Annotated in this window: 4 protein-coding genes; all 4 read right to left on the reverse strand. The window is 51.8% G+C overall.

Going from position 1 to position 3,143, the window contains the following annotated elements:
* On the reverse strand, nt 1-335 hold a 335-nt coding region (locus ACLTD4_RS33610; protein ID WP_412331971.1), incomplete at its 3' end, for an FAD binding domain-containing protein.
* A gap of 446 nt (nt 336-781) precedes the next feature.
* Nucleotides 782-1,666: an SDR family oxidoreductase gene (locus ACLTD4_RS33615; RefSeq protein ID WP_117634257.1), complete on the reverse strand. Its 885-nt coding sequence runs from the start codon at nt 1,664-1,666 to the stop codon at nt 782-784.
* Nucleotides 1,667-1,684: 18 nt separating this feature from the next.
* Nucleotides 1,685-2,260, reverse strand: a complete 576-nt coding sequence (locus ACLTD4_RS33620; protein ID WP_412331969.1) for an RNA 2'-phosphotransferase — start codon at nt 2,258-2,260, stop codon at nt 1,685-1,687.
* A 36-nt stretch (nt 2,261-2,296) separates the two neighbouring features.
* Nucleotides 2,297-3,143 (reverse strand): GH25 family lysozyme (locus ACLTD4_RS33625; RefSeq protein WP_412331970.1); only part of this gene is annotated, 847 nt, incomplete at its 5' end.

Consider the following 3,143-nt stretch of genomic DNA (forward strand, 5'->3'; position numbering starts at 1 on the left):
CTTCCGAACACACTGCCTCCGACAGTCGCCCCGTTCCGAAACTGAACGCCCACAATCGCCCGCGTGCACTCCTTAAAAACTCCCTGAAAATATGTATTCAGTCCTTCATGTGTCTCCAGCATGCGCAGGGTGCACATGCAGCCGATCCGGAATTCCTCATCCGTCTCCTCGATCGTATCAAGCCCCAGTCCCGACAAATCGATCAGGGTCATTTTCACGCGGTTCTGAAGCTTCAGCCACATCATACCGCCGCCTACAATACTGCTCTTTTTCTGATTCAGCTCATAGGCCTCTGAAAGGCTTCCCGCCTTCACGTAATTTTTAAACCTTACCACCAGAATTTCCTCCTGACTCCAAAGCTTTCCTTCTTTTGCAACAACAGAATAAAGAGTCCGGTTCGCCGGACTCGCACGCCGAAGCACGGCTGTTTCACCAACCACACCTCCCTGGCACGGAGTGTGCATACCCGGTCAAGCGGGGCACGCTGCTCCTGCAAAGCATTTTTTCATGGGCTGCAATTTTCTGTTAAATAGTAACTGTTACTCGAAATAAAATATTCCGCATTCGGCCTCATGCCCCGCCTCACTCCGGGCAGACATAAAGCCGGAAAAAGTATATCATACTCACTCCGGCTTTGACAATCGATTCTTCGGTTTTCCGTTGTTTTTCTACATTTTTCGACTTTTCCCTGATGATTCACCGGGAAGTTAAGGCACTTTTCCGCCCCGGCTTCCCCTCATTTCGACTCTGATGTCTTTTTCCCCGCGAAAGGCCATTCCTATCACTGCCGGATCAGCCCCGTCATATATTCCGGACTCTCCTCAAAACACCTGCGGAATCCTTCCACCGTATCCGGAAATTCAATCCCACAGTCTCGTATTTTTTCTGTATCCATCAGAAGGTTCCTGGGCTGATCTGCAAACCGCTCCCGGTCAGGAATGAGTAGTCCGCTTCTGTCCTCCCCTTCCGTCACCATCGCCAGAACCTTTCTCGCCGTGTCATATGTGGACAGCGTACCTCCGCTGCCAAAGTTATAGATTCCCGCCGGAAGCTTTCCCGCCGCCTCTATATTTTTCACGACCTCCATGGCCCAGGTGATTCCGCGATAATCGTGGACAGGAAGCGTCAATGGACGGTTTTGAATCAGAGCCTTCAGTAAATTCCCCAGAAGGTTGCTGTTGCTCTTTAGCCCACGCCAGGGGAAATCATACATCCACGGCAATCGAAGGCACACCGAGTCCGGAAGTATAGCCATAATTTTCTCCTCTGCCTGCCGTTTGTGAAGCCCGTAGACATTGACCAGCTCCGGAGTATTCTCCTCCTTTGCCGGTACCATGGTCCGGTTTCCCGCGTAAATCTGATCCGAACTCATAAAGATCAGCCGGCTCCCGGTCTCCCTGCAGGCCCGTGCCAGGTTCACAGCTCCGTTCACATTGACCGCCTCCGACAGGCCCGGATTTTCCTGGCACGTCCCGGTGTTGGAGATGGCCGCGCAGTGAATAACCAGCTGTGGGGCCGCCGCTCTCACGAATTCTGCCGCCGCGGCCTCATCCGTGATATCCAGATTCTCGTGATGTGCTCCTGTTATCTCATATTTTCCCTGATAAAATTTCATAATCCTGGAGCCCAGAAATCCGTTTGCTCCTGTTACCAACCATCTCTCCATACTGCTTCCTCCGTCACCTTATTCTCTGTCCATGATTTCCAGATATTTACTTTCCACCGGTCCGGTCAGCCAAACTCCGTTTTCAGACCGGTAAAATACCGCTCCGTCTCTCATCATTCTTTCCGTATCGACGCTCAATACCACCGGCTTTCCATGCCTTTTTCCAACCTTTACAGCCGTTTCATAATCGCCGGACAGATGGACGTACAGCCGACTCATGGATTTTAGCCCCTGAGCCATAATGGGCGGGAGAAAACGCTCCGCCGTCCCATGATACAGCACTTTGGGCGGTTTCGTTTCTTTCAGTTCCACATCCACCGGAATACTGTGCCCCTGGTTCGCCCGGATCAGCGAACAGTCTTCACTCATGCGGTAACGCCCCTTTTCATCCGTTCTCACAATCTCCTTCAGCATTTCCAGATCCAGAGGCCTTCCCGTTTTCTGAAATCCCTCAATCAATTCCTCCACATCAGCCCAGCCATGTTCATCCAGCGTGATGCCGGCCGCATCGGGCTGATGGCGAAGAACCAGGCTTAAAAACACGCTCATCTTCTTCCATTTATTATTTTTCGAATTGTCGTTCTTATTCTCCATCCTTTACTCCTTCATTTCTTCTCTTCCCACGTTCTCCTATCCGTTTCCGTCATACGAATCGTATTTAGATATCACGGCGGCAGGGCGTTTCGCCTCCGGATTGTATTTCCATTCCTGTTCCGTGCATTCATAACACCGAAGTCCGGTATCTGCAGACTGCGTCCATATCCGGTCCGTTCCCGGTTCCCAGCAGATTCCCCAGAAATCCCGCGCACGGTCCGTGATAAAGGCAAAAATACGTTCTCCGCTCTCTCCATCCTGAATCGTCACCCGAACCGATTGCAGACCGGTGCTCTCATCTGTCACCACATCCTGAACCGCCAGATACCGGCCGTCGCCACTGTACTGCGGTTCCGGGCGGAAGCTTCCCCAGCCTGGCCTGTAGTTCCAGCCCATCTCGTAATTCCTGGACCAGAATTCCCAAGCATCCCGGTCGCCCCCAAACACATTCATGTCAATATACGTTTCATCTCCCTCGTATCCGTTCAGCTTTTTCCGGTTTGTATACTGCCAGAACACCCAGTTCCAGTTACCTGTGTCCGGTTTCTTCATCACGTTTCTAATCCAAAGGGGATACTCCTCATATCTTCCTTCCAAATATAAATGCATCGTATCTTCCGTCGCATAGATCACCGGTTTGACGCCATAATGTGCCTCCAGCCCCTGCAGCATCACATCCAGCTGCGCGCATACCGTCTCTCGATCGGGCGGATTTACTTTCTTATCGCCATAGAATTCGAAATCAACCACTGGCGGAAGCATTTGCCGGAAGGCTGGTACTGTCTCTGTAAAATGCTTCAGCTGGCTCTCTCCCGGGCAGGCAATGCTGAAAAAATGGAATGACCCGATCCTGAGTCCCGTGTCCTTAGCCGCTTCCCAGATC

The sequence above is a fragment of the Hungatella sp. genome (assembly GCF_046966825.1).